At 67.5% G+C, this 26,662-nt stretch carries 25 protein-coding genes; 10 read left to right on the top strand and 15 right to left on the bottom strand.

What is annotated here, in order from left to right; translation table 11 throughout:
- Positions 1-32: 32 nt before the first annotated feature.
- The 4 genes from NS6_RS27640 to NS6_RS27625 are packed head-to-tail and all read right to left on the bottom strand — an operon-like array spanning position 33 to position 4,281.
- Complete coding sequence (locus NS6_RS27640; RefSeq protein WP_068047646.1) at positions 33-917, bottom strand: SDR family NAD(P)-dependent oxidoreductase; 885 nt, start codon at positions 915-917, stop codon at positions 33-35.
- A 10-nt stretch (positions 918-927) separates the two neighbouring features.
- A complete protein-coding gene (locus NS6_RS27635; RefSeq protein WP_068047644.1) occupies positions 928-1,848 on the bottom strand; it encodes an LLM class F420-dependent oxidoreductase in 921 nt (306 codons plus the stop codon).
- Positions 1,849-1,875: 27 nt separating this feature from the next.
- The gene (locus NS6_RS27630) at positions 1,876-3,105 is read right to left on the bottom strand and encodes an acyl-CoA dehydrogenase family protein (protein ID WP_068047641.1); all 1,230 of its coding nucleotides are present in this window, start codon (positions 3,103-3,105) and stop codon (positions 1,876-1,878) included.
- A 30-nt stretch (positions 3,106-3,135) separates the two neighbouring features.
- Complete coding sequence (locus tag NS6_RS27625; protein ID WP_068047638.1) at positions 3,136-4,281, bottom strand: acyl-CoA dehydrogenase family protein; 1,146 nt, start codon at positions 4,279-4,281, stop codon at positions 3,136-3,138.
- Positions 4,282-4,423: 142 nt separating this feature from the next.
- On the opposite strand from NS6_RS27625, the gene NS6_RS27620 reads away from it, so the two are divergent.
- Both NS6_RS27620 and NS6_RS27615 read left to right on the top strand, forming a co-directional pair.
- Positions 4,424-5,713, top strand: coding sequence for a cytochrome P450 (locus NS6_RS27620; RefSeq protein ID WP_068047635.1), 1,290 nt, complete (start codon positions 4,424-4,426; stop codon positions 5,711-5,713).
- A 4-nt stretch (positions 5,714-5,717) separates the two neighbouring features.
- Positions 5,718-5,915 carry a ferredoxin gene (locus NS6_RS27615; RefSeq protein WP_068047632.1) on the top strand — a complete coding sequence of 66 codons (198 nt, stop codon included), beginning with the start codon at positions 5,718-5,720 and terminating at the stop codon, positions 5,913-5,915.
- A gap of 171 nt (positions 5,916-6,086) precedes the next feature.
- On the opposite strand, the gene NS6_RS27610 is transcribed toward NS6_RS27615, so the two are convergent.
- From NS6_RS27610 to NS6_RS27590, 5 genes are all read right to left on the bottom strand, one after another.
- Complete coding sequence (locus NS6_RS27610; RefSeq protein ID WP_068047629.1) at positions 6,087-7,082, bottom strand: pirin family protein; 996 nt, start codon at positions 7,080-7,082, stop codon at positions 6,087-6,089.
- Entirely contained in the window at positions 7,079-7,552 is a 474-nt protein-coding gene (locus NS6_RS27605) for a carboxymuconolactone decarboxylase family protein (protein ID WP_068047626.1), read from the bottom strand. Before NS6_RS27605 ends, NS6_RS27610 begins: the two co-directional genes overlap by 4 nt.
- Before the next feature lie 63 nt (positions 7,553-7,615).
- Positions 7,616-8,923, bottom strand: coding sequence for a glutaminase (locus NS6_RS27600; RefSeq protein WP_068047623.1), 1,308 nt, complete (start codon positions 8,921-8,923; stop codon positions 7,616-7,618).
- Positions 8,924-9,045: 122 nt separating this feature from the next.
- Complete coding sequence (locus NS6_RS27595) at positions 9,046-9,438, bottom strand: GNAT family N-acetyltransferase (RefSeq protein ID WP_068047620.1); 393 nt, start codon at positions 9,436-9,438, stop codon at positions 9,046-9,048.
- A gap of 77 nt (positions 9,439-9,515) precedes the next feature.
- Positions 9,516-10,586, bottom strand: coding sequence for an LLM class flavin-dependent oxidoreductase (locus tag NS6_RS27590; protein WP_068047617.1), 1,071 nt, complete (start codon positions 10,584-10,586; stop codon positions 9,516-9,518).
- A gap of 196 nt (positions 10,587-10,782) precedes the next feature.
- Between NS6_RS27590 and NS6_RS27585 the strand changes: the two genes are divergently transcribed.
- A complete protein-coding gene (locus NS6_RS27585) occupies positions 10,783-11,712 on the top strand; it encodes a LysR family transcriptional regulator (RefSeq protein ID WP_307648559.1) in 930 nt (309 codons plus the stop codon).
- A gap of 119 nt (positions 11,713-11,831) precedes the next feature.
- Complete coding sequence (locus NS6_RS27580) at positions 11,832-12,239, top strand: hypothetical protein (RefSeq protein WP_068047612.1); 408 nt, start codon at positions 11,832-11,834, stop codon at positions 12,237-12,239.
- 583 nt (positions 12,240-12,822) lie between these two features.
- Here NS6_RS27580 and NS6_RS27570 read toward each other — a convergent pair.
- The 4 genes from NS6_RS27570 to NS6_RS27555 all read right to left on the bottom strand — a co-directional run bounded on the left by NS6_RS27570 (position 12,823) and on the right by NS6_RS27555 (position 16,687).
- Entirely contained in the window at positions 12,823-13,251 is a 429-nt protein-coding gene (locus NS6_RS27570) for a hypothetical protein (protein ID WP_068047606.1), read from the bottom strand.
- Positions 13,252-13,323: 72 nt separating this feature from the next.
- The gene (locus tag NS6_RS27565) at positions 13,324-14,091 is read right to left on the bottom strand and encodes an enoyl-CoA hydratase/isomerase family protein (protein WP_068047603.1); all 768 of its coding nucleotides are present in this window, start codon (positions 14,089-14,091) and stop codon (positions 13,324-13,326) included.
- Positions 14,091-15,359: an acetyl-CoA hydrolase/transferase family protein gene (locus NS6_RS27560; protein ID WP_068047599.1), complete on the bottom strand. Its 1,269-nt coding sequence runs from the start codon at positions 15,357-15,359 to the stop codon at positions 14,091-14,093. The genes NS6_RS27565 and NS6_RS27560 overlap by 1 nt, the downstream gene beginning before the upstream one ends.
- Positions 15,356-16,687: a CaiB/BaiF CoA transferase family protein gene (locus NS6_RS27555; protein ID WP_084471467.1), complete on the bottom strand. Its 1,332-nt coding sequence runs from the start codon at positions 16,685-16,687 to the stop codon at positions 15,356-15,358. The genes NS6_RS27560 and NS6_RS27555 overlap by 4 nt, the downstream gene beginning before the upstream one ends.
- An 80-nt stretch (positions 16,688-16,767) precedes the next feature.
- Here NS6_RS27555 and NS6_RS27550 point away from each other — a divergent pair, with 80 nt between their 5' ends.
- The 6 genes from NS6_RS27550 (at position 16,768) to NS6_RS27525 (ending at position 24,208) form a co-directional block, all read left to right on the top strand.
- Positions 16,768-18,315 (top strand): class I adenylate-forming enzyme family protein, encoded by a 1,548-nt coding sequence (locus NS6_RS27550; protein ID WP_245669528.1) that lies wholly within the window; start codon positions 16,768-16,770, stop codon positions 18,313-18,315.
- Positions 18,312-19,163 (top strand): SDR family NAD(P)-dependent oxidoreductase, encoded by an 852-nt coding sequence (locus NS6_RS27545; RefSeq protein WP_084471466.1) that lies wholly within the window; start codon positions 18,312-18,314, stop codon positions 19,161-19,163. The genes NS6_RS27550 and NS6_RS27545 overlap by 4 nt, the downstream gene beginning before the upstream one ends.
- An 87-nt stretch (positions 19,164-19,250) precedes the next feature.
- Positions 19,251-20,234, top strand: coding sequence for an acrylyl-CoA reductase (NADPH) (gene acuI, locus NS6_RS27540; protein ID WP_068047596.1), 984 nt, complete (start codon positions 19,251-19,253; stop codon positions 20,232-20,234).
- A 13-nt stretch (positions 20,235-20,247) separates the two neighbouring features.
- Positions 20,248-21,441 (top strand): FAS1-like dehydratase domain-containing protein, encoded by a 1,194-nt coding sequence (locus NS6_RS27535; protein WP_068047593.1) that lies wholly within the window; start codon positions 20,248-20,250, stop codon positions 21,439-21,441.
- A gap of 132 nt (positions 21,442-21,573) precedes the next feature.
- Positions 21,574-23,271, top strand: coding sequence for a class I adenylate-forming enzyme family protein (locus NS6_RS27530; RefSeq protein WP_068047806.1), 1,698 nt, complete (start codon positions 21,574-21,576; stop codon positions 23,269-23,271).
- A gap of 226 nt (positions 23,272-23,497) precedes the next feature.
- On the top strand, positions 23,498-24,208 hold the full coding sequence (locus NS6_RS27525) for a histidine phosphatase family protein (protein ID WP_245669527.1): 711 nt from the start codon (positions 23,498-23,500) through the stop codon (positions 24,206-24,208).
- A 139-nt stretch (positions 24,209-24,347) separates the two neighbouring features.
- On the opposite strand, the gene NS6_RS27520 is transcribed toward NS6_RS27525, so the two are convergent.
- Positions 24,348-25,457, bottom strand: coding sequence for an acyl-CoA dehydrogenase family protein (locus tag NS6_RS27520; RefSeq protein WP_068047590.1), 1,110 nt, complete (start codon positions 25,455-25,457; stop codon positions 24,348-24,350).
- On the bottom strand, positions 25,454-26,662 hold the full coding sequence (locus NS6_RS27515; protein ID WP_068047588.1) for an acyl-CoA dehydrogenase family protein: 1,209 nt from the start codon (positions 26,660-26,662) through the stop codon (positions 25,454-25,456). Before NS6_RS27515 ends, NS6_RS27520 begins: the two co-directional genes overlap by 4 nt.

Here is a 26,662-nt window from a genome sequence, read left to right as displayed (position 1 = left end):
CTGTACAGATATCGACGCATGCTTATCGGTCCTCAGACGCGGCCGCCCCCGTCGGCGCCGAAGGTCCCGCTTTCCCGGAGCACCCGCAGCGGGGCGTGGTTGGCCCAGCCCTCGGTGGGCCAGTTGAACCAACCGGCGGAAGCCGAGGTACCGCCGTCCGGATGCAGGGTGGTGCCGGTGAGGTACGCGGAGAGCTGGGAGGCCAGGAAAACCGCGCAGTGGGAGATATCGGTGAGGCGCCCGGCCCGGCCCATGGGGATGGCGACCTTCACTCCCTCCGGGTCCATCATCGCGCTGTCACCGGTGCCGATACGGTCCAGATTCGGCGTGGGGACGAAATCCGGTGCGATGTTGTTGACCCGGATCCCGTCCGGCGCCACCTCGATCGCGAGCGTGCGCGCGAACTGCTCCACTGCGGCCTTCGCCGCCGCATACACCGCGAAACCCGGTGCGGCGCGGTGCGCTTCGATGGTGGTGATATTGATGATGCTGCCGCCGCGGCCACCGGCCCGCATCAACGGGACCGCCTGATGGCAGGCGTGCAGCACATGGGTCAGGTTGGTGCGCAGCAGCGCGTCCCAGCCCTTGGGCCGGGTTTCGGTGAACGGGGCACGGAAGGTACCGCCCACCACGTTCACCAGGGTGTCGAGCCGCCCCCACCGGGTCCGGGCGGCCTCGAACAGGGCGGCGAGTTCGGCCGGGTCACGCACGTCGCCGTGCTCTATCAGCACCTCGTGGCCGCGATCGGCGAGGGCGGACCGCAATTCCCCGGCGGCTGCCGGATCGATATCGAGGACTGCGACGCGCACGCCGTTGTCCGCCAGGTCCGAAACGATCGCACCACCCAATCCACCCGCACCACCGGTCACCACGGCCACTGTGCCCGCGAGATCGGCACGTTCCTCGAACCAGCCCATCCGATCGTCCTTATCCGTCGATGTAGGTCGCGCCGAACTCGGCCAGGAAGTCGAAGGTGACTGCCGGGTCGAGGGTTTCGTGCACACCGGCCCGGGTGGAGACCACGATCCAGTCCACTCCGGCACGGGCCAGTTCGCGGAACGCCTCCCGATGTGGCCCCGGGTCGGCGCCGGGGCCGGTGAGGCCGGGATGGCTGTAGGAGTACACGAGGTCGATATGTTCGGCGCGTCCCGAACTTGCGGCGGATTCGCGTATTCCGGCGATCTTGCGGGACAGTTCCTCGATCCCGCCGAGTTCGGGGGTCCGGGCGGTACCGCTGAGTTCGGCACCGCCGGACATCGGAATCCACCCGTGCGCCGCCCGTGCGACCCGCCGGCGGCTCAACGCCGAATTACCGCCGATCCAGATCGGGATCGGCTGCTGCACCGGGGCCGGGCGGGCCTGCACATCACGGGCGCTGAAATGTGTGCCCGTGTAGCTGAACGGCTCCCCCTTCCAATGCAGCGGCAGCACGTCGAGCGCTTCGTCGAACAATTGGTTGCGCTCGTCGAAATCGACCCCGACGGCATGGAATTCCCCCTTCAGATAACCGGTGCCGATCCCCAGGATCGCCCGGCCACCCGACAATTTGTCCAAGGTCGCGGCCGCTTTCGCAAGCAGCATGGGATTGCGGTAGGGCGCCACGGACAGGTAGGTGATCAACCTGATCCGTTCGGTCAGCGCGGCCGCGTAGCCCAGCGATACGAACGGGTCCAGCGTCTGGTGCCCGCCCGCACCCAGCCAGCGCGCGCCGGGTGCGGGATGCTCGCTCAACGAGAACCCTCCGAAGCCGGCCCGTTCGGCCGCTACCGCGACCTCGCCCAGGGGACCGGCATCGAGGACATCGCCCTCCGCGCCACCGGTTTCCGGGTAGTGGAAGATGAACCGCATCACTGCCTCCGAATCTGCGGGATCCGCCTAGCGGCCCTGTTTCACCTCGTTGAACGGCACGTCGCGGTCGGCGGCGTACTCGCGGGGCATACCCAGGACACGTTCGCCGATCACGTTGCGGGCCATCTCGGTACTCCCGCCGGCCAGACTCCAGGCGGCGCGGAACAGGTAGTCGGTGCCGATCCTGGCGGTATCGAGTGGGTCACCGGGCGCGTGGGTCGCGGCATCCGCGCCCGCGACCTTCACTGCCATATCGGTTTGCAGCCAAGAATTCTCGGCGCTGAACAACCGGGTGATCGACCCGGCCGCCGGTGGTAGTTCACCGGCCACGATACTGCGGGTGATGTGGTCGATCAGCTGGTCGCGCACCACCAGCATCGCGCGGGCTTCGCCGATATCCTCGCGGACCCGGACATCGTCGAGCCGGCCGAGCTGCCGGGCTATCCCGAGGATCGGGGAGTCCTCGCCGCCTAGGTGCGGGCGGGCGCCACTCATATAGGGCGAGGTCCCGCCGATCGCGGCGCGCTCGTGATGGAGCAGCCGCGACGCCGCCTCCCAGCCGTTGTCGACCTGACCGACCAGCGCGTCGTCGCCGAGCGTGACATCGTCGAAGAATTCCTGGCAGAACTCGGTGGACCCGGTGACCTGTTTGATCCGCTGCACGGTGACCCCCGGCGCCCCGATCGGCACCAGGAACATGGTGAGTCCGCGATGTTTGGGCACATCCCAGTTGGTGCGGGCCAGGCACAGGCCGTAGTCGGCGGCGTAGGCGCCGGAACTCCAGATCTTGGACCCGTTGAGGATCCACCGGTCGCCGTCCCGGTCGGCGCGGGTGGTGAGCCCCGCCAGATCGGAGCCGCCGCGAGGTTCGGACAGCAGTTGCACCAGCAGTTCGTCGCCGCGCAGTACCGCGGGCAGATGCTCGCGTTTCTGTTCCGCGGTGCCGAGGTCGAGTAGGGTCGCCGCGCAGATGGACAGGGTCGGGACGTTCAGGCTGACCGGCATCTCATAGGGGTAGGACTCTGTGGTGAACGCCTGCTGATGGGCCGGTGTGAGACCGAGACCGCCGTATTCCTCCGGGAAGCAGATACCGGCGAAGCCGCCGTCGTACAGCAGGCGCTGCAATTCACGGATCCGGTCCCATTCCTCTTTGCTCTCGGGTGGGCCCTGGTCCGCCGGTGCCGGGGGGAGGTTGTCGCGCAACCAGTTCCGGGCGCGTTCACGGAATTCGGCGACGGGTTCCATTTCGGTTGTCATGGTGGTGTGCCTTCCAGGAGGTGCGTCGCGCTACGCGGTGACGAGAAGGTCGGTGATCCGGCGGCGATGTTCCTCGGGCGTGCCGTACAAGGCCCGGCCCAATCCGATCCGCCGCAGGTACAGATGCAGGTCGTGTTCCCAGGTGACCCCGATCCCGCCGTGCAGCTGGACGCAGTCCTGCCCGATCACCGACGCCTTCGCGCCCACATACGATTTGGCGACACTCACGGCTTCGCCGGCGGTATCCGGATCGTCGTCGCAGGCCGCGGCCGCGGCGTTCGCGGTGGCCCGGCACGCCTCCAGCCAGGTCTTGTTATCGGCCATGCGATGTTTGAGCGCCTGATACGAGGCGAGCGGGCGGCCGAAGGTGAAGCGGTCGTTCAACCAGGCCAGGGTGGACTCGAGGGCCACCTCGGTGGCGCCTACGATTTCGGCAGCGGTGAGCACTGCGGCGGCGTGCAATTGAGCGCGTACCGCGGCGGTAGCGGCCGGGCCGGTATGCGTTACCGCGGTGGGCGCCACCGGAACCTCCGCGAAGTCGATACGGGCGGTGCGCCGGACCAGGTCCAAGGTCCAGGTGGGAGTGACTGTCACGCCGGGGGAATCGGCCGGGACGAGTAGCTGCACCGGGCCGTCGGGGCCTTGTGCGGTGACGAGGAAGAGATCGGCCTGATCACCGGATTCGACTCGGTCCTTGACCCCGTTCAGGCGGTAGCCGGCGCCGTCGGGAGTCGCGTGAACCTGCGCACCCAGGTCGCCGCCCGGCGCGTACATCACCTCCATACCGCGGCCCGGTTCGTAGACCGCCCACGCGATGACCTGCTCCCCCGCCGCGACCCCGGCGATCGTGTCATCGAATCCGGCCCCGGCGCTCGCCAGCCCCGCCAGCACTGCATTGGTGGAGACGAACGGTCCCGGCGCGCATGCGCGACCCAGTTCAGTGGCGACCAGCGATAATTCGGTGAGCGGGCGACCGGAGAGGGACCCGCCCCCGTATTCCTCGGCGACCAGCATGGCGGTCCAGCCGAGTTCGGTAGCGGAGCGCCACCACGCGCGGTCGAATCCGGTTCCGGCTTCGCCGAGAGCGCGTACTGTCGCCACCGGAACGGTCTCCGCCAGGAATTCCCGGGCAGTCTGCTGAAAGAGTCGCTGGTCAGCGGTGAGATCGAGGGTCATGGTGTCCCGTCCTCCGGTTGACGCACGGCACGCCGTGTGGAAATCTCATACTCACAGATGAGAGTTATATTCTCAAATGCGGAAGTCAACCGGCGGAGCTGCTCGTGGCGGTGGGAGCCGGCGGAGCGAAGGGAACCGTCACGTGAAAAACTTCCAGGATCTGGACTTCTTCCTCGGGCAGGAGCTGATCGCCGATCCGTACCCGTATTTCGACGCTCTGCGCGAGCAGTGCCCGGTAACCCGGGAGAAGCACCACAACGTCATGATGGTGACGGGCTACAACGAGGCACTGGAAGTACTCAACGATGCCGAACACTATTCCTCCTGCATTTCGGTCACCGGCCCGTTCCCCGGCTTCCCGGCCCCCATCGACGAGAACTCCGATGTGGACGCACTGATAGCCGAACACCGTGATTCCCTGCCACTCAGCGACCAACTCCCCACCCTGGACCCGCCCACCCATACCGCGCACCGCGGCCTGCTCATGCGCCTGATCACCCCCAAACGCCTCAAGGAGAACGAGGAGGCGATGTGGGATATGGCCGATAAGGTGCTCGACGAGTACCTGGCCGCCGGGAAGGGCGATATGATCCGCGATTTCGCGGGTCCGTTCACCCTCTACATCATCGCCGACCTGCTCGGTGTCCCCCAGGAGGATCAGGAAGAGTTCCTCAACGCCCTCCAGCGCGATCCGCACCGCAAGCAAACGGTCGGCAGCACCGAAGGCGAAGGCGGGATGTCGCACAACCCGATCGAATTCCTGTACGGGAAGTTCTCGGCCTATATCGAGGACCGCCGCGCCGACCCGCGCAACGATGTGCTCACCAGCCTCGCCGAAGCCACCTTCCCGGACGGCAGCCGGCCCGAGGTACTGGACGTGGTGCGCGTCGCCGCCAACCTGTTCTCGGCGGGCCAGGAAACCACCGTACGGCTGCTGTCCTCATCGTTGAAGATGCTCGCCGAGGATCCGGAATTACAGCGCTGGCTGCGTGAAGACCATGAGCGTATCGGCAATTTCATCGAGGAAATGCTGCGGATGGAAAGCCCGGTGAAGGGCGATTTCCGGATGGCGAAGACGAACACCACCGTGGGCGGCGTGGATATTGCGGCCGGAACGGTGCTGATGCTGGCCAACGGCGGCGCCAACCGCGACCCCCGCCGGTTCGACGACCCCACCACCTTCGACCCGCAGCGCTCCAACGCCCGCTCTCATATCGCGTTCGGCCGCGGTATCCACACCTGCCCCGGCGCCCCCCTGGCTCGGGCCGAGGCGAAGGTCGCGATCAAACGACTGCTCGAACGCACCACCGATATCCGGATCGACGAAGGCGTGCACGGCCCGGCGGGCGCCCGCGAATACACCTACCTGCCGACCTTCATCCTGCGCGGAATCACCACCCTGCACCTCGAATTCGACCGTACGGAAGGTTAGATCCATGAAGGTCATCGTCGACGCCGACTCCTGCAAGGGCCACGGGATCTGCACCACCCTGTGCGCGGAAGTCTTCACACTCAACGATTACGGATACGCCGAGGCCGTCGATACCGAGATCCCCGAGGACCTCACCGAGGCGGTGCAGACCGCCAAGGACGCCTGCCCGGAGTGGGCGATCAAGATCGTCGGCGAAAGTTAGCGGCGGGCGGTCACGGACCCGGCACTCGACGTCACGATTGCCGGCAAGTCCGGCTCCGGCACCGTCGATGACCGCACAACAGGCCCGCGCCGATTTCCTGGCGCGACTCCTGCAAGCCTGCCGTGGAATGGCCAGGCGGAAGGCCCTGCTCGCGTGCCCTATTCGCGTGCCCTATTCGCGTGGGAGGAGTCTGGAATTCGGCAGCGGTGGCGCCGGAAGTGGCGGCGGCTGGTCAAGCGGGAACTCGCCGAACAGGGCAGGTTTGCCGGCATCCCGCGGGTCGGCGGGTTCGAAGCCGAGCTCGGCCTGGTAGCGGCGCCGGTACTCGGCGATTTCGTCGTGATCGCGGCCGATGAAGTTCCACCACATCACGATCTGCTCCCGCAGCGGGACACCACCCAGCAGGATGACACGGGCTTCGGTAGTGCCTGCGGTGATGACCACCGTATCCGACCCAGGCGGTATGTAGGCGAGCGATCGATGGCCGACGGCAGCCGAGTTCACCGTGACCTCGGCACTCTCGGCGAGGACGGCGTGCTCGAAGTCGGCCCGCACGGTGAGGCGCGCCGAGGCGCCGGGCTCCAGTATCAGTTCGGCACCGAGCAGGTCGGGTGTCCGGGTGTCCACCGGGGAGGCCGATCCGAGGAGTTCTCCGATGAACACGCGGGCCGTCACGCCGGGCAGTGCTACCGGCTCGGGCACGTAGTGGGCGAACGCGTTCTCGCTGAAACGCGTCCCGTCGGGCAGCGCGTACCAGAGCTGCACGCCGTGCAGGGTGCTCGTCCCGGGGTCACTGATCTCCTGATGGGTGATACCACGGCCCGCAATCATCAGGTTGAGCTCCCCCGGCACGACCGAGGCCGCGTTACCGCCGGAGTCGAGGTGCTCGATGCGTCCGGTGAACAGCCAGGACACCGTCGCCAGCCCGGTGTGCGGATGCCGCGGCATCTGCATACCACCGGTCAGCGAGATATCGTCGGGACCGTAGTGATCCAGAAAGCACCACGCCCCCACCAGTGACCGCTGCCGCTGTGGGAGGGTCCGGTACACGGTCATCTCCCGCACGCCGCCGAGGGGTACGAGGCGTGGCTCCAGGATCTCTGTCGCCGTGCACGGCCGACCGGGATCCAGGACCTCCAGCTCGGGGCGCGTGTCGAGGTTGGTCATCTGATGATCTTCCCTTCGTTGTCGCGGGGACGCACTGTATGCCGGCTGAGGATCGAGACCCGGTTGAACGCATTGATCGCGACCGCCACCCACTCGGCCGCAACGAATACCTCCTCACCGAGAACCGATCGGGCGCCCGCGAGATCGGCCTCCGATTCTTCGGTGGTGGGGAGCACGGTGGCGGCTTCGGCGATCGCGAGCACCGCGCGCTGCCGTTCATCGAACACGCCGGTCTCGCGCCAGGCCGGCAGCAAGTCGAGCTTCTGCTGCGCTATCCCGGCCTGCCTCGCCTCGCGCGAATGCAGATCCACGCAGAACGCGCACGCGTTGATCTGCGAGGCACGCAGCTTGATGAACTCGGATTCCTGGACCGAGAGCCCGCGCAGCAATGCCGCCTTGCGAATCGCCGACGAGAACGCTTCCGCAGCCTGCCATGCCTCGGGCATCACCTTGTCCAAGGACGGACGCATCGTTTCTCCATTCCGCGGCGACAGTGCACACCTGCCGTCCGCTCCGGTACATCTATCGCGGCGCTACGGACGACTGTCCCGCACCTGCCGGGTGCTCGAATTCAGGGCTTGTTCGATGGTGCCGACGACGGTGACCCGCCCACCGTCGCCGGGATCGGGATCGGGGACAACCGTCTCCGGGTCGATGAGGTAGACCTCGTGACCATCCAGCGTGAGCCGGCGCACGACCTCCAGCAGCATCCGCCGGCCCACATCGTCTATCGAATAGACCATCGTGAGGTCCACAGCCACCGCCACTTCTGCAGGCCGGGTCTCCACCGCCTCCCGAACTACTCTCTCGGCCGCGGCGAAGCCGATCCCGCCCTGCAGTTGGAGGACCCGGATGGCGCCCGGTCCGCGGCCGACGACGTGGTTGGATCGCACAACTCCGCGCGCAGCGGCCGGAACCTCCATCACATGCAAACCCATATCTGCGGAGAATCGTTCGAACAGCGATACCCCGCGAACACTGTTGCCGTGACGGTCGAGTCGCGGTGAGAACGTGGCGATGCCGATCTGGCCGGGGAGCGCGCCGATCAGGCCCCCGGCCACACCGCTTTTCGCCGGAATACCGACCTGGGTCGCCCAGTCACCGGCCGCGTCGTACATTCCACAGGTGGACATGACGCTCAGCACCTGACGCACCACCGGCTCGGGTATCACTCGCTCACCGGAGAGCGGATTGATCCCGCGGTTGGCCAGCGTTGCGGCCATCACGGCCAGGTCTCGCGTGGTGACGAGCACGGAACACTGGCGGGTGTAGCCGTCGACGACGGACCTCGGGTCCTCGGTGAGAATGTCGTGGCTGCGGAGCATATGCGCGATGGCGAGATTGCGGTGCGCGTGCTCCAACTCCGACGCGCACACCGCCTCGTCCATTGTCAGCCGGCGACCGGCAAACGCCGAAAGGCCCTCGACCACCCGCTCCACCCGCTCCACCGGAGTCAGTTCCGGCGGGCCGGCCAGCGCATGGACGGTGATCGCACCGGCGTTGATCATCGGATTGTAGGGGCGACCGGTATCGCTTTCGAGGGAGATCTGGTTGAACGCCTCTCCCGACGGCTCGACACCGACTTTGGCGAGCACCGGGCCGAAACCTCGATCGGCCAGTGCCAGCGCGTACGTGAACGGCTTGGAGATCGACTGGATCGTGAATTCGGTATCGATATCGCCGGCACCGTAGACCTCGCCGTCGGTGGTGGCAAAGACTGCGCCGAGACGGTCTGGGTCTGCTGCGGCGAGTTCGGGGATGTAGCCCGCCGGCTCTCCTGAGGTGTCCGGCTCAACATCTGAGAGTGCCTCTCTCAGGTAGTCGGGAACAACCGAGCGCATTCGTGCTCCTCCGTGCCGATGTGCAACATTCTGCGCTGTAGCGTCAGCGCCGAGGTCGTGGTGTGGCTTCCTGGCATTTACCGGCGCCGCACCGCAGCACGGCGTGCGTAAACGAGCGGATCTCAGGCCCCGTTTCCGGTAGCGCGCGTCACCAGTGCGATATCCGTGGGGGTCGGCCGCCGGAAAACGCCACCGGCCGCGACGAATTCATCGCCGTGCATCCGCAGATGGCGAGCGAACAGCGGGCACACCGGCACGACGGTGACGTTGTCGCGAATACTGTCTGCCAGCGCCGCCCGCACCAGCAGCCCGGCCAGACCTCGTCCACCGAACTCCTCGTCGACTTCGGTGTGGAAGAAGATCCGCTCGGCATCTGCTCCGGCGGAGTCGAGGAAATCGGCCCTGCCGGCGGGTGATCCTGCGTCGAGCTTCACGATGTAGGAGCTGATCGGATCGGCGGTATCGAGCTCGACCGTCACAGACGCACCGGTGTTGTCGATCAATTTCTCGGCCATCTGAGTGTCCTTTCATAGGAGGCAGTTGCGGCTCGGACAAGGATGCGAAGGGTGCCGAGTCATCGTATTGCCAACGGTCACCGGGTCGGCGCCACCGTGGCCGTGGGCTGTCCGGCCAGAATCTCGCGGACCCGGGGGATGACCGCGGTGCCGTACAGCTCGACCGAACGTAGCCGGGCAGCGGCGGAAACGGTACCGGCGGCGGAGTAGATCATGTCGAACCGGCCGACATCCAACGCCCGGATCGCCTGGGCGATCTTGGTCGAGACCGTCTCCACCGAACCGACATACAGCGACCCGCGGTCCACCTCGGCGTCGAATTGTTCCCGGGTCAGCGGTGGCCAGCCGCGCAATGCACCGATGCGGTCGTGGATGTCCCGGTACCCGGGATAGAACAGCTCCTTCGCCTCCTCGTCGGTCGCGGCGACGAAGCCGGGCGAATGCATCCCGACCGGCTGCGCTGCCGTGCCGAACTCCTGACTCGCCCGCCGGTACAGGTCCACATAGGGGGCGAAACGCCCCGGAGAGCCGCCGATGACAGCAAGCATGAGCCGGAATCCGTAGCGAGCGGTGCGCAGCACCGACTCAGGTGTCCCGCCGACCCCGACCCAGGTATTCAGACGACCCGATTCGGTCTTCGGGTACACGTCCGCATCGCGCAGGGCGGCACGGGTGGTGCCCTCCCAGGTAACCGGCGTCTCGTCCAGGAGCCGGTGGAACAGGTCGATCTTCTCCTCGAACAGCACCTCGTAATCCTTCAAGTCGTACCCGAACAGCGGGAACGACTCGGTGAACGAACCCCGGCCGAGGATCACCTCCGCCCGACCGCTGGAGAGCGCGTCCACGGTGGCGAACCGTTGGAAGACCCGCACCGGGTCGTCCGAGGACAGCACCGTCACCCCCGAGGCGAGCCGGATGCGCTCGGTGACGGTCGCGATACCGGCCAGCACCGTCTCCGGGCTGGAGATCGCGTACTCCGGCCGGTGGTGCTCACCCAGCGTGATCACATCTATGCCGATCCGATCGGCCAGGACCGCCTCGGTCACCGCGGCGCGGATCGCCTGCGCGTGCGAGACGATCTCCCCCCGCTCGTTGCGGGGCCGGTCACCGAAGCTGTCGATACCGAACTCGATCTTCGAAACATCCATCAGGTAACTCCCTAATACCTCACGACTCCCTTGCCGCGCCGACAGGCTATGCAGGCCGGTCATGTCGAACAGAACCGGCGCCGGGCAGGTTCGCCCGTGCAGGTGGGAACGCCTCCCGTGGCTTCCGGTCGACTGTACGGCGGGCTTCGCACGGGCGTCCAAGACCAGTTCGGCGGCGAAACGATAGGATTCGTCTATCGATATCAGCCCCCGTCTGCTCCGTTACTTCCTCGCCGTAGCCGAAGAACTACACTTCGGCCGCGCAGCTACGCGTCTCTACATCGCCCAGCCGTCCCTGAGCCAGCAGATCCGCAAACTCGAGCAGACCTTGGGAACCTCGCTGTTCGTACGCTCGAACCGCCGGGTGCAGCTCACCGCCGCGGGCCGGACCCTGGTTCGCGAGGCGCCGATAGCGCTGGCCGCGCTGGAGCGGGCCGTAGAGCTCACCCGGCTGGCCGGGTCGGGGATCACGACGACGATCCGGCTGGGATACACCCCGGTCACGAGCTTCGATACGCTCATGACGCTGCTGGACGCGCTGCACGACGACCACCCCGGACTGACGGTCGACGCCCGGGAGATCTTCAGCGCCGAAATCCCCGAACGTCTCTGCGCCGGCGACCTGGACATCGGCCTCGCGCTCTCGCCGCAGCCCATCCACGGCGTGGGAGCCGAGATCCTCCGCGAAGAGCCCGTGTCCGCACTGCTCAGCACCCGCCACCGCCTCGCAGCAGTATCGCCGATCCCGGTGGCGGCCCTCCGCGACGAAACGCTGCTGCTGTTCCCGCGCCGCCTCGCGCCGGTGTACTACGACGGGATCGTCGCCGCATGCCGGGAAGCGGGCTTCGCACCCGATATCTGCGCGTTCGAGGAACCACCGGTGAACGCGATGCTCGCGCGACTCGCCGGCGGACGCGAGGTCAGCCTGGCTCCGGCGTCGTTCGCCGAGCACGCCGCGAACGCCCGAGCCGGGATCCTCCATCGCGACGTCGTCCACCCGCCGATCCTGGCAGCACTCTCGGTCCTGTGGCCCGCGAACGATCCCTCGCCCGCTGTTGCCGGCGTCCTCGCCACCGCGCGGCGATGCGCTGAACTCAACGGATGGCTGCACAGCGCCATCACATGACAGCACCACCGAATCGCCGGGGGATCGAGTGCGATCCCCGCGCCGGTGTAACCGTCCCGACGCCGGGGTCGAGTAGTTTTCCCGATCCACGTTTCGCCGCGGCGATCCATACTCGAACGATGCATTCGTTACACGCGGCAATCCGGGACCTGGTGGATCGTTCGATCGAGAGCGGCAGCAGCTCCGGGCACACCACGGTAGTGATCAGCGCCGGACTCGGTATCGTCCAATGGCTCGCCGAGCCCCGGGGCGTATTCCATATCGAAGTCGCCGATCCCGCGGGGCCGCGACGCCGAACGCTGGTACAGCGGTTGCGCCGCCACAACCCCACCGGCCCGGCCGGGTTCACCGAGCGGGAGCTCGCACTACTGGCCGAACTGGGTTTCGTCGCGGGCGAGCCCAACTACGAATTACGCCCGGACGAGGCCGGACTCGATCGCGAGCAGATCATGCACATCATCACCACCGTGCTCCGCGACGTCCTCCAGGTCCGCGATCCCGGCGGATACTCGGCCGATATCTTCTGAATTCGCCGGACCTCGGATCGCGCACTACAATTCCGCCATGATCACCAGCAGAAAGGGCGGTATCCGCCCCGGCCGATGAGCCGCCGGCCGGCCGGGCACCTGCGACTCCGTGCCGGGCGACGACGATGACAGTCTTCGCCTGTGCCCGCTGCGGCAGCCGCCTGACTCCGAATTTACGCCGGGTGCCCGCACCCGGATACGACCTGATCGATGATCCCACCCTGTTGTACCAGTACATCCCGCGTATGCTCCCGGGCACCTTCGCTGTGGACCCGGAACCGTTCGGCCCCTCGGATATACGTTGCGCCGCTACTCGTGGGACCGTCATCCTCAACCCGGGAGATATCCGCGGCACGAAGGCGCACACCGACTACCTCCGGCGATCCGGTTGCTGCCGGCCATCCGGCACGTACGGGCCCAACCTCGTCTGCGTGGTCTGCGGTTCCGAAGTCGCCACGGAACAAACCGACTGCTGGACCGCGCCGGCCGTCCACCTGGAGCCGGCCGCGGTGATGACACGCAGTGGTCGTACGGCCGGATCCGCTGTGGACCCACGGAAGGGCCCGGGGCGACGTCGAATCCGCTAGCCGCCGAAGCTGCCGGTGGCGGGGGCCACGCCGGGGACGGCGACCGTCACCGTTTCACCCAGCACGTAACCACCGGCAGGGCCGGTATCGGCGCATCCGCCGCGTGCGGTGATCGTCGATCCGGGCTCCAACCCGGTCAGCGAGGTCTCCACCGTCTGGCCGGGATTCGCCAGCGACTCCGGTTTGGACTCACCGAAGAAGACGTGGTTGTTCTCCGGCCCGACACCCGCCTCGGCCCAGCACTGGCCGCGGTCGTTGGGGTTGTGCAGAGTCGCGGTCACCGTTCCCGGTGCCGTACCGGCGAAGGTGACCTCCGGGGCGACGAACGGCGCGTCTGCCACGGCCGGGGCCACGGAGAAGGGCAGGAATGTCGCGGCGGCGACGGCGGTCAGCAGGATTGTCCGATGAACTCGTCTGATCGTCATGCCTGGAATACTGCTCGAAATGAGCTTCGGGCACAATAAAATTCACCAGATCGGGGGCGAGTCCGGTACCGGTCATCCTCCCGTCCATCGTGGCGGGCGTTTCTGCGCGAACGCGGCGGGGCCTTCCTGGGCATCCCGGCTGCGGTAGGCGCGGGACGCGGCATGCCGGGCCGCCGCCGCGGCCGCCGAGCGGCCCATCTCGGTCGCCAGCATGACGGTTTCGCGGGCCGCGCGCACCGACAGTGGCGCACCGGCCAGGATCCGGCCGGCCAGATCGAGAGCCGTATCCAGCAGATCGCCGGGATCGGCGAGCCGGTTCACCAGCCCTATCTCGTAGGCACGCCGCGCGGTGATCGGATCGCCGGTGAGCAGGATTTCCATCATGATCCGCTGCGGAATCATATGGATCAGAGGGGCAGCCCAGGGCGAGCTGCGGCCCACCTTCACCTCGGTGATCGCAAAGGTAGCGGTGGTGCTGGCCACGCACAGATCGCACGCCTGGGCGATCATCCACCCGCCTGCGAAGGCGGCGCCGTTGACCGCGGCGATGGTGGGTTTGGACAGTTCGATGGTGTCGTAGGGCAGCGGGAACATATCTCGGGGCGGTTCGGTCATCCGGGTCTGCACCATCTCGGTGAGGTCCCCGCCCGCGCAGAAGGCTTTACGGCCCGCACCGGTGAGGATCGCGATCCGCAGGGACGGGTCGCGTTCGAACCGGTCCCAGGCGTCGAACAGACCGTCCCGGACCTCTTTGTCCAGGCAATTGCGGCGATCCGGGCGGTTCAGGGTGATGATCGCGATCCCGTCGGGACGGGCGTCGAACAGTACAGCGCCGGCCATCAGAATCCTCTTCGCCGAATCTCGAAAGCGGACCGGTCCAGGTCTTCCCGGAAATCCGGATGGGCGATGGCGATCAGGCGGCGGGTGCGTTCGGCGAGCGGGCAGCCGGTGAGTTCGGCAGCACCGAATTCGGTGACGATCACATCCACATCGCTGCGGGCGGTGGTGACCGGACCGGACAGCCGGCCGGTGATCCGGCTGACTGTGCCGCCTTTCGCGGTGGCGGGCAGCGCGATCACAGCGTGCCCACCACGCGAGCGGGCCCCGGCGCGGACGAAATCGACCTGGCCGCCGGTGCCACCGAGGTAGGCCGGACCGCTCTGCTCGGCATTCACCTGGCCGGTGAGGTCGACTTCCATCGCGGAATTGAGGGTGACCAGCCGGTCGAGTTGCGCGAGCACCGCCGCGTCGTGGGTGTAGGAGGTTGCGCACAGCCGCAGTTGCGGGTTGCGGTCGGCGAATCGGTACAGCCGGTCGGTGCCGATGAGCGCACCGGTGACGGTAACGCCCGGGTCGATCTGTTTGCGGGCGTTGGTGATCGCCCCCGCTTCGATGAGGTCGACCAGGCCGTCGCCGATCATCCCGGAATGCACGCTCATATCCCGGCGATCACCGAGCAGGCGCAGTACCGCGTCGGGGACCGCGCCGACCCCGACCTGCAGAACGGCACCGTCTTCGATGTAGGAGGTGACGTTTTTCGCGATCGCTTCGTCGGTGGCGCCGATCGCGGCGGGCGGCACCTGGACCGGGCGGCGCGAAACACGGACCGCGCAGTCGATCTCCTCGGCACCCACCCCTTCGCCGGGCGTGTACGGCACCTGATCGTTGACCTCGGCGATCACCACCCGGGCCCGGTCCACCGCGGCCCGAGTGTGATCGCCGATCAACCCGAAACTGTGCCGGCCGTTCTCGTCTTCCGCGCTCACCTGGACGAAAGCCACATCGCAGCCGAGTGTTCCGTCCTCGATCATCGGTCCCACCCGGCTGACATGGCAGGGGATGATCCCCAGCCGGTGCGCCCCGGTGAGCGTGCGCAGCGAACCGATCGCTCCCATACTCGATAGCGCGAACGATTCGGTGGCTTCCAGGGTGAAGATCCCGGAAAAGCTGGTGGCAACGAATGCCGAGAGTCCACCGATATCGCGGCCTTGCGCGATCAGCGCCTCTATCAGCGTGGTCGGCTCCCCACATGCCTGCCCGATCACGATCCGGTCTCCGGGCCGCAGGAATCGGCGCAGGTCCAGGTCGGCGGGCTCGATTATGCTCATCGGCGATCGCCCGGCTTCCCGCTGGTGATCCGAGCGCCGGCAGGTCGACGATCCGCGGCCGATCCGTCTGTATCCGCCCCTCCGCGCTCCGGCCCGGTCTCCCGTGCGCCGGCGGGCGCCGAGTCGTCTTGCGCCGGCCCGAACGCCGGGGGTCGCGACACGGTCCCCACCGGCCGAGCAGTGGTTGCCCCGCCGCCGATATCGCTCAGCACCTCGGTGGTGTGCGCGCCGAGCCGGGGCGCCGGTCCCGCGACCCGGCCGGGGGTCCGGGAGAACCAGGTCGGTGGTCCCGGGAAGCGGACGGGTCCGGTGGGGGTTTCGATGGTTTCGAAGAATCCGGTGGCGGTGAGCTGGGGGTTGTCGAGGAGATCGTCGAGTGTCCGCACGGGCGCGGCCGGGATATCCAGAGAGTTCAGCAGTTCCAGCCATTCGGCGGTGGTCCGGCCGCGAAAGGTTTCGCGGAGATGTGCGTACACGGTGCCGATCCGGGCGGCACGCTGCGCGAGTGTCGCGAATTCCGGGCCCGCCCACGGTGGGGTCACCGCACCGATGAAGGCGTTCCACTGTTTGTCGTTGTAGACCAGCGCGGAGAGGTAGCCGTCTGCGGTGCGGTACGGGGTGCGCTCACTCGTGACCGCGCGCGGGTAGGCGGCGGTGCCGAGCGGTGGCTCGAACAGGGCGCCGTTGGCGTGTTCCACCAGCATGAACGCGGCCATCGTCTCGAACATGGCCACCTCGACCTCCTGCCCTTCGCCGGTGCGTTCGCGATGGAACAGTGCCATCGTCGTCGCGTAGAGGGCGGTCATTCCGGCAACCTTGTCGGCCATGATGGTGCCGACGTAACCGGGTTCCCCTGTGAGCAGCTGTTGTACGTAGGGCAGTCCGCATTCGGCCTGGATGGTGTCGTCGTAGGCGGTGCGGTCGGCGTCGGGGCCGCGGCGGCCGTAGCCGTAGCAGTTGGTGTAGACGATGGCGGGGTTCACCTCGGCCACCTGTTCGTAGCCGAAGCCCAGTGCGGTGACGGCTTTTCCGCGCATGGAGTGGATGAAAACGTCGGCTTCGGCGATCAGTTCGCGTAGTACCGCCTTGTCGGATTCCTCGCGCAGGTCGAGGACCACGCTGCGTTTACCGCGGTTCACGTTCACGAAGACCCCGCCCATCCCCTCCTCGGGGCCCGCCGAGATGTAGCGGGTGTTGTCTCCGGCCGGGGGTTCCACTTTGATCACATCGGCACCCATATCGGCCATGATCTGGGTGCAGTAGGGACCCATCACCATCGCGGTCAGGTCGACGACCCGGATACCGGCCAGCGGTCCTGTGTGCTGCATACGCCCTACCTTCACCGGCCGCGCGAAAAAATCGACGGCTATCTGATGAATCTTTGCAAGGATAGTGATATCAAGTATAGGTGCCCATTTTCAATGGCGAGAACGACGTTTCCGGCGAGGGAGGCGCCGCCCGCGGCGCGGCGGTCCTGCCCGCATCCATCGCGGCGGTGCTGCGCCCGGCACTCACCGCGAACCCGGACGCCCCCGCGATCGAGGCGGCGTCGGGCATCTGGACCTACCGTGAACTCGATGAGCACGCCGATGCCGCCGCTGCGGCCTGGTGGTCACTCGGCGTGCGTCCCGGCGACCGCGTGGCCGCCTGCCTGCCCAACGACCTCGGTATCGTCGCCGCCTTCCACGGCGCCCAGCGAATTGGAGCGATCTGGGCGGGTATCGGTGAAGCGATGGCGGCCGCCGAACAGCAGTACCTGCACGACCTGATCGAACCGAAGATCGTCCTGGCCGGCCCCCGCTGCCTGGTCGACACACCGGCACGAGTCGACACCGCCCACTGGGCGGCAGCCCAGCGGGCACCCGCCGCGCCCGATATCGACACCGGGCTCGACGCACCCGCCGGGATCGCGTTCACCAGCGGGACGTCCGGGCGACCGAAGGCGGTGGTGCACAGTCAGCGCAATATGCTGCTGCCCGGCGCCGTCCTCGTCGCCACCCGCGAATGGGGCCCGGATCTGCGCAAGGGCGACAGCTTCCCGCTGACCATCCTCAACATGATCACACTGTCGACGCTGCTCACCGCCCAGGCGGGCGGCTGCGCGGTGATCATGGATCGCCGGGACGCCGCCGGGGTCGCCGAGTGGATCGCCACCCGCAGAGTGACGGTCTGGAACGGGGCACCCGCACAGCTGCACGATCTGGCCGCCCACCCGGAACTGGATCTGAGTTCGCTGCGCGAGGTGTGGAGCGGCGGCAGCGACACCCCGGACCGGCTCCGTGCGGCATTCGCCGCCGCGCACGGCCTGGTCCCGCGGGTGACCTACGGACTCACCGAAGCACCGACCGTCGTCTCGATCGACCCACCCGGTACGGACTGGACTCCCCGGACGAGCGGCACGGTGCTGCCGCACTACGACATCGCGACCTACGACGACCACGGGAACCGGCTGCCACCAGGCCGTATCGGCGAACTTCGGCTGTCGGGCCGCACGGACGGACCGTGGGCGAACCTGTGGCGGCCGCTGCTCGGACATTGGACCGGCGGACGGATCGAACCGCCGCCCGAGGAGCCGGTCGCCACCGGCGATATCGGCACGGTCGATTCGGACGGCCGGCTCACACTGCTGGACCGTAAGAAAATGGTGATCATCCGCGGGGGTGCGAATATCTACCCGCTCGAGGTGGAGCGGGTGCTGGACACCCATCCCGCGGTCGGCCGGTCCGCGGTCTGCGGGGTACCGCACGAACGACTCGGCCAGCAGGTAGCGGCAGTGATCCAGACGAACGGGGCCGCCGTGGATTTCACCGAGCTCGCCGAATACTGCCGGCGCGAACTCGCCGGGTACAAGGTGCCCGAGGCGTGGGCGGCGGTCGAAGCGCTGCCCACCAACGCCATGGGCAAGGTCGTGCGCACGCAACTGCCCGATCTGCTCTCCCGCGCGGGTACGGCATGAGCGGGCCACGACCGGAACCGGCCGAGCCGGGCGACCGGACGGGGCACGCACCGATATCCGGCGAAAACAGCACTGCCGGCGGGTACACCGCGGCACTGCCCTCGTTCGAGCTGAGTGGGCGCGTCGCCATCGTGACCGGCGCCTCGTCCGGGCTCGGGGCCGCGGTGAGCCGGGCGCTGGCCGGGCTGGGCGCGCGCGTCGCGGTAGTGGCGCGCCGCCGCGACCGGCTCGATGCGCTGGCCGGGGAAATCGGGGGACTCGCCCTGAGCGCAGACCTTGCGGATCCGGCTGCGATCACGGAAATCGTCCCGCACATCGCCGAGCGGCTGGGGCCACCGGAGATCCTGATCAATGCCGCGGGAAACCGTTTCGGCACCGAACGCGCGGAATCCGAACCGCTCGACGATATCCGGCGCACTCTCGACCTCAACCTGATCGCGCCGTTATTGCTGGCTCAGCAGGTTTTCCCGCACATGCGTGCACTCGGCCGCGGATCGATCGTGAATATTTCCTCGATCAGCGGGCGGGTGGGGGTGCCGGGCATTCCGCAGGCGTCCTATGCCGCCGGCAAAGCCGGATTGTCCGGGCTCACCTCGGAACTCGCCGTGCAATGGGCCCGGCATTCGATCCGGGTGAACACGGTGGCGCCGGGGTTCTTCCGCAGCGAGATCACCGGCAGCCTGTACGACAGCGACCGGGGTGCCGAATATCTGCGGCGCAATATTCCGTTGCCCGTCGAAGGGACCGCCGAGGACATGGTCGGTGCGGTCGTCTGGCTGGCCGGCGATGCGGGCCGGTATGTCACCGGGCAGACCATCGTCGTCGACGGCGGGTGGACGGCGCATTGACCACCGGTACCCGTCCACCGCGCATTGCCGTTCGAGCTGATGGAACGGCACATATCCCGAACGGATCGAGGAAGGATCACATCACCGATGTTCTCCGCAGTTGTCATCGACAAGGGCGAAACCGGCCCCCGGGTCGAACTCGCCAGTGTGGACGAGGACCGGTTGCCCGAAGGCGACGTCCACATCGAGGTGGCCTACTCCACCCTCAACTACAAGGACGCCCTCGCGATCACCGGCGCCTCCCCCGTGGTGCGCAAGTTCCCGATGGTTCCCGGTATCGACCTGGCGGGCACGGTGACAGCGAGCAGCCACTCCCGCTGGTCCGCCGGTGACAAGGTCGTTCTGAACGGATGGGGTGTCGGCGAAACCCATTGGGGCGGCCTCGCCCAGCGTGCCCGGCTGGACGGCGACTGGCTGATTCCGCTACCCGACGAATTCACCGAACGCCAGGCCATGGCGATCGGCACCGCGGGATACACCGCCGCGCTGTGCGTGGACGCGCTGCTGAACCACCGCATCACCCCGGACGCCGGCGACATCCTGGTGACCGGCGCGACGGGCGGGGTCGGCAGTGTGGCGATCGCCCTGCTCACCAAGGCCGGATTCACCGTCACCGCCGCCACCGGCAAAGCCGGCGAGCATGCCTATCTCGAGCAGCTCGGTGCCACCACGGTGGTGGATCGCGCCGAGCTCACCGAAAAAGGCAAACCGCTCCAGAAGGAGCGCTGGGCCGGTGTCGTGGATACCGCCGGTAGTCACACCCTCGCCAATGCCGCCGCGCAAACCCGCTACGGCGGCGCCGTAGCCGCCTGCGGCCTCGCCCAGGGCATGGATTTCCCGGCATCGGTGGCACCGTTCATCCTGCGCGGCATTTCGCTGCTGGGTGTGGACAGTGTGATGGCGCCCCTCCGGAAACGACTCGATGCCTGGGGGCGCCTGGCCCGCGATCTGGACCCCGCCGTGCTCGATGCGATCGCCCGGGAGATCGCCCTCGGCGAAGCGATCGAGGCAGCCGGTGGTTTCCTGGCGGGCACCGTCCGCGGCCGCATAGTCGTCGATGTAAACCGCTGATCAGGAGTTTCTCGTGACAAAGAAGGCCCCCGAACCGACCGTCGAACTCGATCTGAGCGATGTCGGCCACCGTGTCGGCAAACCCATCGGCGGCGGCCAGCTGTGGGATCCGTGCAGTACCTCCGATATCCGCCGCTGGGTGATGGCAATGGATTACCCGAACCCGCTGCACTGGGATCAGGAGTTCGCCCGTGAATCCCGTTACGGCGGGCTCGTCGCGCCGCAGTCGATCGCGGTCGCCCTCGATTACGGTCACGGTGCGGCGCCGGCCTGTGTGGGACGTATTCCGAACAGCCACCTGATCTTCGGCGGCGAGGAGTGGTGGTTCTACGGTTGCCCCGTGCGGCCCGGCGATCAGCTGTTCCAGGATCGGCGTTTCCACGACTACAAGGTGACCGAGACGAAATTCGCCGGGCCCACCATGTTCTCCCGCGGCGATACCGTCCACCGCAACCAGCACGGGGCGCTCGTCGCCAAGGAACGGTCGACCGCGATTCGCTACCTCGCCGAGGAAGCGAACAAACGCGGGATGTACGAGAACCAGCTCGGCGAGATCAAGAAGTGGACGGCCACCGAACTCGCCGAGGTCGACGCGCTGCGCACCGAATGGCTCATGTCCAACCGGCTCGGTGTCTCACCGCATTTCGACGAGGTGAAGGTCGGCGACAAACTGCCGCGACGGGTGCTCGGACCGCACAGTATCGCCAGTTTCACCACCGAATACCGGGCCTTCCTGTTCAACATCTGGGGCACCTTCCGGTGGACAGCGCCCGAGAGAATCGAGGATCCGTGGGTCTACCAGGATCCCGGCTGGACCGAGGGGTTCGGCTTCGACGAAGAAGGCGCGAAAATCGATCCGCGATTGCGTGACGGACTGTACGTCGGCCCCTCGCGCGGCCATATCGACGCCGACAAGGCCGGTGATGTGGGGATGGCGCGCGCCTACGGCTACGGGGCCACCATGGGCGCCTGGTGCACGGACTATCTGGCCTACTGGGCAGGTAACGACGGCATGGTCCGGCACACCAAAGCCGACTTCCGGGGTCCGGCGTTCGAAGGCGATGTCACCTTTTTCGACGCCGAAATCGTGGACAAGACGGCGGAATCGAGCTGGGGGGTGCCGTTGGTCCAGGTGAAGTTGAAGCTCACCAACCAGGACGGCGGTGTACTGGTCTCCTGCACTGCCGAGGTCGAGCTACCGCTGTAGCTCGGCCACCGCGGGGCGTACCGACTCCAGCGCTCCGCGGAAACACCACGACGGGCCGCCGCGATCCGGGCGCCGGTCCTCCCAGCACCATCCGTGCGCCGCATGCGGCGCACCCTCAGAGAGGACACCGGTATGAGCACCGGGACCCAGCACACTCCTGCCCCGGCGATCGCCGCGGGGCCGCCCCTCGCGGAAGAACCCGGCCTGGGCACGCTCACTCTCCCGGGATTCCTCCGGGAGGTCACCGGCTCCTACCCCGATCGCACCGCGCTGATCTCTCCCGCCGACGGCGTCGAATGGACCTACGCCGATCTGTGGGACCGGGCGAACGAGGTGGCGCGAGCGCTGCGGGCGTGCGGGGCCGGGAAGGACAGCCGCGTGGGCATACTCATGACCAACCGCGCCGAATGGCTCGCGGCGGTTTTCGGTACCTCGCTGGCGGGTGGGGTCGCGGTGGCGCTGAGTACGTTCTCCACGGCACCCGAGCTCGATCATCTGCTCCGGATCTCGGGGATATCGGTGCTGCTGTTCGAACGTCGCGTCGCGAAAACAGATTTCGGCGAGGTGCTCACCGGTCTGGAGCCGCAGCTCGGCACCGCCGGTCCCGATGCGGTCGCCTCGACGGAATATCCCTTCCTGCGCTATCTCGCGGCGGTCGGGGAACCGCTTCCCGCGGCGGCTGTCGAGAGCTGGGAGGATTTCCTGGCACGCGGCGCGGACACCGATCCCGCACTCATCGCCGCGTCCGCCGCGAGCGTGCAACCGAGCGATACCGCCGTCCTGTTCTTCTCCTCCGGAACCACCAGCAAACCCAAAGGTATCCGTAGCGCGCACCGCGGGGTCACGATCCAGCTGTGGCGGTTCCGGCGGATGTTCGGTTTCGGCCCGGACGACGAGGTGCGCTGCTGGACCGCCAACGGCTTCTTCTGGTCCGGTAATTTCGGCCAGGCACTGGGCGCCACCCTCGCCGCCGGCGGCACCCTGATCCTGCAGTCGATGTTCCATGCCGAGCAAGCCCTCGAACTGATGCAATCGCAGCGGGTGACGTTCCCGGTTTCCTGGCCGCACCAGCACGCCCAGCTCCAGGGCGCGCCGAACTGGCACACCGTGGACCTGAGCAGCCTGCGTTACGTCGACCGCGACCTCCCGCTGGCGGCCCACCCCACCGTCGATACCGACTGGACCGAACCCGGTCACGCCTACGGCAATACCGAAACCTTCACCATCACCACGTGTTTCCCGGCGTGCACTCCCGAGGAGACGATCGCGGGCAGCAGCGGTGTGCCTCTCCCGGGGGTAACAGTGAAGATCATCGACCCCCTCACCGGCGCAATCCTGGGCAGGGGCGAGCAGGGCGAGATCTGCGTCAAAGGCCCCACCCTCATGCTCGGCTATGTGGGCACGCCGCTCGACGAAACCCTCGACGAAGCAGGCTATTTCCACACCGGCGACGGCGGATATCTCGACGACGAAGGGCGCCTCTACTGGAAGGGCCGGCTCACCGACATCATCAAAACCGGCGGCGCGAACGTCTCCCCGCTCGAGGTGGACGAGGTACTCGCCCGGTACCCCGGTGTGAAGATCGGCCGCACCGTGGGTGTCCCCCACGAGACCCTGGGCGAAATGGTGGTGGCCTGCGTGGTCCCGCACACCGGCCGGATCCTCGCCGCCGCCGCGATCCGCGACCATCTGCGTGCGCAGCTCGCCGGCTACAAGGTCCCCCGCGAAATCCTGTTCTTCACCGAGGCCGATCTCGCGCTCAGCTCGAGTGCCAAGATCAAATCCAGTGACCTCCGTGCGCTGACGGTTCGACGACTCGCCGGGGAGTAGAACAGCGACGTCGTCCCCCGGACGAGCAGCAGCGCCGACTACTGCGCTCTTCCGGTGATCACGCCGCACCGATCGAGGACAACAGCACCGGCTCGCTTACACGGAGATGACCGATTCAGTGGGAGAGGGATCTTGGAATTCTCCCGCGCTGCCCTTAGCGTGCCTGTTCCGGGCGCGTCGACGTTCCAGCGCCGCCCGCATCTATCCAGGAGGAATCCCTGTGCATGTGATCGAATCCCACCTGTCCGCGATGATCGCAGCGATCATCGCGGCGATGGCGATCCTGGCGGCCGGAAGCGGCAGCGCACTCGCCGCGCCGCACACCGGTGAAATGTTCGTCACCTTCATCCGTCACGGCGAATCGGCCGGCAATGCTTCCGGTCTGATCGACACATCCACCCCTGGTCCCGAGCTGACCGACAAGGGCCGGGCCGAAGCCGACGCGGTAGCCGGGCACCTGGCCGATTGCACATTCGACGCTATCTACGCGTCGAAGATGGTCCGCACCCAGCAGACCGCGAAGCCGACCTCGGATCAGTGCCGGCGGCCGGTTACCGTCGAACCGGGAATTCACGAGATCGAGGCAGGTATCTACGAGGGCCGGCCGGAGCACGAGGCCGGCAGGGGCTACTTCGAAGCGCCTCTCCAGTGGATACAAGGCAACCTCGACGCCCGCATTCCCGGCTCGATCAACGGCCACGAGTTCAAGAAGCGGATGGACGATTCCATCCAGGACATCCAGAACCGCGGCAGCAAGCGCCCGATGATCTTCTCGCACGGCGGTGCCATCATGATCTGGACACTGCTCTCCGTCGCCGACCCGGACCTGAGCAAGCTGCAGAACGACCCGCTGCAGAACACCGGCCGGGTGGTTGTGAAAGGCACCCCGGAGAAGGGCTGGCGGCTCGTCTCGTGGGACGGGACCCCGGCCGGCTGACCCCCTACAGGTGTTCCCCGCCCCTCCTGCGCGGGCGGTCGGGGGCACCGCCGGGAGCCCGTGCCAACCAAGGCGCGGAGAACCGAATCTATTGGGCGCGCGTGTTTTCGGCATCCTGTTCCGTCGTGCCCCGGCGGCGTCACCGATAACCGGCGCCGAGCTCGCGGCGGTGGTCGGCGGGTGAACCGTACAGGGACCGGTTGAGGGTGGCGCGTTTGAGATAGCGGTGGATTCCGCTTTCCCAGGTGTAGCCGATTCCGCCGTGCAGCTGCATCGCGTCACCGGCGATCCGGACCGCCGCTTCGCCGGTGAACGATTTCGCCATACTCACCGACCGGCTGCTGTCCGGGGCGCCGGTGACCATGGCGGTCAGGGCGGCAGTGACCAGTTGCCGGGCGATGGCCGACTCCACCAGCATGTCGGCGCAGGCATGTTTCACCGCTTGGAAGGAACCGACGGGGCGGCCGAACTGTTCGCGGACCCGGGTGTAGTCGACAGTCGCATCCAGCATGGCGGCAGCGAGGCCCAGGCTGTCGCAGGCCACCGCGAGGGCGGCGCGGTCGTAGAGATGGCGCAGGGGGTGCACCGCGCCGGGAGTGAACGGGACGAACGACTGCGGCGCCAGGGCCACGTCCAGGGCGGTGACCCTGCCGAGTGAGCGGGTCTCGTCGACGACCGGCTGTCCGGTGATCTGCAATCCGGCGGTACCGGGTTCGACCAGGGCGACACCGAGGGCTCCGTCGGCGGCACGAGCGGGGATCAGCAACACCGTGGCCGAGGGGGCGTCGGGGACGAAATCCGCTGATCCCGACAGCCGGATCGCCTCACCGGTTTGGACCGATTCGAAGGTGGGTACTATGTCTCCGGTGCCGGCACAAGCCGTTTCGCCGCCGGCCGCCGGCACCATATTTCCCGCGAGTACCGCCACAGGGCGCGCAGTTCCCGCGACGGTTTCGCACAGTACGACGTCGCGGCGGGTAGTCGGTTCCAATGAGCACAGGACGCCGATACCCGTCGCGGCGACGGCAGGATAAGGGGTGCGGGCCGTCGCCCTGCCGATCTCTTCGAGCAGGATGGCCACCTCGGCGAATGTTGCTGCGGTTCCGTCGAATTCGTCCGGGACCTCGAGTCCCGTCCACCCGGCGCCGGCCAGGGCAGACCATTCGACCGCCGTATCGCCGGCCTTGCCGAGCAACTCCCGCGCCACGGTGCGCAGTTCGTCGTGGAATTCGGCGAAATCGTTGCTCATCGTGCTCCCGCCGGTTCTCTGGGCAGGCCGAGTCCGCGTTCACCGATGATCGTGCGCTGGATTTCACTGCTGCCACCGGGGATCGTCCATTCCCAGGAGCCGACGAAATCCAGGACCCAGGTGCCGGATTCCCAGCCGCCCGACATCGGTTTGCGCAGCACGGTCTGGCCGGGCAGCCCACTGATTTCGGCACCGAAATCGGTCATCCGCTGCAAGAGTTCGCTGTAGTACAGCTTGACGATGGAGGCGTCGGCGGGACCGGCGGTGCCCGCGTCATGGCGTTCGACCAGGTCGCGGCACAAGGCGCGGAGGCCGGTCAGCTCGGTTTCCAGCCGGGCCAGCCGGTCGGTCGTGCGGGGATCGTCGAGGGCGGGCCGGCCGAGGGCGCCGGGTTTCCGGCATTCCTCGACCAACCAGCGGAACCCCGCGTTGCCGAGGCGTTCCGCCAGTTCCAGCATGGTGAGGCCGCGTTCGGCGCCGAGCGTCTGTTGCGCCAGCTGCCAGCCCCGGTTCTCGGTGCCGAGCAGGTTCGCGCCGGGGATCCGCACTTCGTCGAGGAAGATCTCGCAGAAATGTGATTCACCGGTGGCCTGCCGGATGGGCCGGACGTCGATGCCGGGGCTGCGCATATCCATCAGGAAATAGGAGATGCCCTTGCGTTCGGCGGCTTCCGGGTCGGTGCGGGCCAGCAGCAGGCACCAGTCGGCGTATTGGGCGCCGCTGGCCCATACTTTCTGGCCGGTGACCAGGTAGTCGTCGCCGTCACGGCGGCCAGCGGTGCGCAGCGCGGCCAGATCGGAGCCCGCGTCCGGTTCGGAAAATCCCTGCACCCACAGTTCACCGTCGAGGATCGCGGGCAGATGCCGCTGCCGCTGCTCCGCGGTCCCGCCGGCCAGCAGGGTGGCGGCCGCATGGTGGATGGCGACGAACGGCAGTACGAGCCGCGGCGCGTCGTGCGCAGCGAGTTCCTGGTACAGGACGATCTGTTCGGGGATCGGCATTCCGCCGCCGTATTCGCGTGGCCAGTGCGGTACGGCGTAGCCGGCGGTGCGCAGCTCCTGGAACCAGCTCTGCTGGAAGTTCACGAATTCGGCGTCGGTGGCGCCTGTCTGCGTGGCGCGCCACTCGGCGGGGACGTGTGCGCGGCACCAATCCCGCACGGTGGCACGGAACTCCGCGATACCGGTGATAATTTCGGCGCCCAT

Source organism: Nocardia speluncae NBRC 108251, assembly GCF_001613245.1.
Lineage (GTDB): Bacteria > Actinomycetota > Actinomycetes > Mycobacteriales > Mycobacteriaceae > Nocardia > Nocardia speluncae.
The sequence above is the reverse complement of the archived record's forward strand: the minus strand, read 5'-3'. Positions and strand labels throughout refer to the sequence as shown.

Excerpts from the sequence above, each read along its gene's own strand:
- NS6_RS27565 (WP_068047603.1), bottom strand. The coding sequence starts at position 14,091 with ATGGCCGGCGCTGTACTGTTCGACGCCCGTCCCGACGGGATCGCGATC.
- NS6_RS27600 (WP_068047623.1), bottom strand. The coding sequence starts at position 8,923 with ATGCGCTCGGTTGTTCCCGACTACCTGAGAGAGGCACTCTCAGATGTT.
- NS6_RS27625 (WP_068047638.1), bottom strand. The coding sequence starts at position 4,281 with ATGACCCTCGATCTCACCGCTGACCAGCGACTCTTTCAGCAGACTGCC.
- NS6_RS27590 (WP_068047617.1), bottom strand. The coding sequence starts at position 10,586 with ATGGATGTTTCGAAGATCGAGTTCGGTATCGACAGCTTCGGTGACCGG.
- NS6_RS27515 (WP_068047588.1), bottom strand. The coding sequence starts at position 26,662 with ATGGGCGCCGAAATTATCACCGGTATCGCGGAGTTCCGTGCCACCGTG.
- NS6_RS27520 (WP_068047590.1), bottom strand. The coding sequence starts at position 25,457 with ATGAGCAACGATTTCGCCGAATTCCACGACGAACTGCGCACCGTGGCG.
- NS6_RS27570 (WP_068047606.1), bottom strand. The coding sequence starts at position 13,251 with ATGACGATCAGACGAGTTCATCGGACAATCCTGCTGACCGCCGTCGCC.
- NS6_RS27605 (WP_068047626.1), bottom strand. The coding sequence starts at position 7,552 with ATGCGTCCGTCCTTGGACAAGGTGATGCCCGAGGCATGGCAGGCTGCG.
- NS6_RS27630 (WP_068047641.1), bottom strand. The coding sequence starts at position 3,105 with ATGACAACCGAAATGGAACCCGTCGCCGAATTCCGTGAACGCGCCCGG.
- NS6_RS27615 (WP_068047632.1), top strand. The coding sequence starts at position 5,718 with ATGAAGGTCATCGTCGACGCCGACTCCTGCAAGGGCCACGGGATCTGC.
- NS6_RS27560 (WP_068047599.1), bottom strand. The coding sequence starts at position 15,359 with ATGAGCATAATCGAGCCCGCCGACCTGGACCTGCGCCGATTCCTGCGG.
- NS6_RS27530 (WP_068047806.1), top strand. The coding sequence starts at position 21,574 with ATGAGCACCGGGACCCAGCACACTCCTGCCCCGGCGATCGCCGCGGGG.
- NS6_RS27595 (WP_068047620.1), bottom strand. The coding sequence starts at position 9,438 with ATGGCCGAGAAATTGATCGACAACACCGGTGCGTCTGTGACGGTCGAG.
- NS6_RS27580 (WP_068047612.1), top strand. The coding sequence starts at position 11,832 with ATGCATTCGTTACACGCGGCAATCCGGGACCTGGTGGATCGTTCGATC.
- acuI (WP_068047596.1), top strand. The coding sequence starts at position 19,251 with ATGTTCTCCGCAGTTGTCATCGACAAGGGCGAAACCGGCCCCCGGGTC.
- NS6_RS27545 (WP_084471466.1), top strand. The coding sequence starts at position 18,312 with ATGAGCGGGCCACGACCGGAACCGGCCGAGCCGGGCGACCGGACGGGG.
- NS6_RS27640 (WP_068047646.1), bottom strand. The coding sequence starts at position 917 with ATGGGCTGGTTCGAGGAACGTGCCGATCTCGCGGGCACAGTGGCCGTG.
- NS6_RS27555 (WP_084471467.1), bottom strand. The coding sequence starts at position 16,687 with ATGCAGCACACAGGACCGCTGGCCGGTATCCGGGTCGTCGACCTGACC.
- NS6_RS27610 (WP_068047629.1), bottom strand. The coding sequence starts at position 7,082 with ATGACCAACCTCGACACGCGCCCCGAGCTGGAGGTCCTGGATCCCGGT.
- NS6_RS27635 (WP_068047644.1), bottom strand. The coding sequence starts at position 1,848 with ATGCGGTTCATCTTCCACTACCCGGAAACCGGTGGCGCGGAGGGCGAT.